2 protein-coding genes are annotated in these 1054 nt (G+C 69.2%); one reads left to right on the plus strand and one right to left on the minus strand.

What is annotated here, in order from left to right:
* Window positions 1–295 (minus strand): WhiB family transcriptional regulator (locus G6023_RS04220; RefSeq protein ID WP_241727677.1); only part of this gene is annotated, 295 nt, incomplete at its 3' end.
* Window positions 296–630: 335 nt separating this feature from the next.
* Between G6023_RS04220 and G6023_RS04225 the strand changes: the two genes are divergently transcribed.
* The coding region (locus G6023_RS04225) for a 2-phospho-L-lactate transferase CofD family protein (RefSeq protein WP_182634172.1) at window positions 631–1054 on the plus strand (424 nt) is incomplete at its 3' end.

The raw sequence follows: 1054 nt of genomic DNA on the forward strand, positions 1-1054 counted from the left end.
GCTTGATGCGCCGCCGCTCACGCTCGGACAGCCCGCCCCAGATGCCGAAGCGCTCGTCATTGGCCAGCGCGTACTCGAGGCACTCGGCCTTGACCTCGCAGCCGGTGCAGATCTTCTTGGCCTCGCGGGTCGACCCGCCCTTCTCCGGGAAGAACGCCTCGGGATCGGTCTGCGCGCACAGAGCCCGTTCCTGCCAGCTCTCCTGCTCGTCCTCGACGAACAGGCCGGAGACACCGAGGTCGACCAGGGCCAGCTCGGGTCCCGCGACGGTGCGTGACTGTCGATCCACGGTCATCCCTTCGTGTTGCATGTTTGTGCGCGATGGTCCGCGTCTGAGTGCCCGTCGCCGACACGGCCGAGGGAGCCCTGCCGGATCGCGGATTGTCTGATGTCTGTGCGATGTTTACCGTCACCCACCAGGGAATGACACACCTGTGATTACACACATGCAAGCCGCGTAGGTCAAGCGAAATCGGGGATACCTACCATTTTCCCCACCCGCCGCGGCCGGTGACACGCCGCCCCGATTGTGGCGTGGGACACGTCCCCGGCGCGCCCGCCACCCTCCCGGACCGGGCCTGTCCGGCCCACCGGCGCGGCGTCGCACGCACCGTCACTACTCTCGTCCGTGTGAAGATCTGTGTTCTGGCCGGCGGCGTCGGTGGCGCCCGTTTCCTGCTCGGCGCCCGCCGACTACTCGGACTGGACGCCGAGTCCGCCCGAGCGGGTTCGCCGCATCGTATCGACGCGGTGGTCAACGTCGGCGACGACGCCTGGATGCACGGGGTCCGCATCTGCCCCGACCTCGACACCTGCATGTACACCCTCGGCGGCGGCATCGACCCCGAGCGCGGCTGGGGCCACGCCGGGGAGACGTGGAACTGCCGGGACGAACTCGCGGCATACGGCGTGCAGCCCGACTGGTTCGGGCTGGGCGACAAGGATCTGGCCACCCACCTGGTGCGCACGCAGATGCTCGACGCCGGCTACCGGCTCACCCACGTCACCGAGGCGCTGTCGACCCGCTGGTCCCCCGGCGTACGCCTGCTGCCCG

It is taken from the genome of Dietzia sp. DQ11-71, assembly GCF_014144995.1.
GTDB classification, from domain to species: Bacteria; Actinomycetota; Actinomycetes; order Mycobacteriales; family Mycobacteriaceae; genus Dietzia; species Dietzia kunjamensis.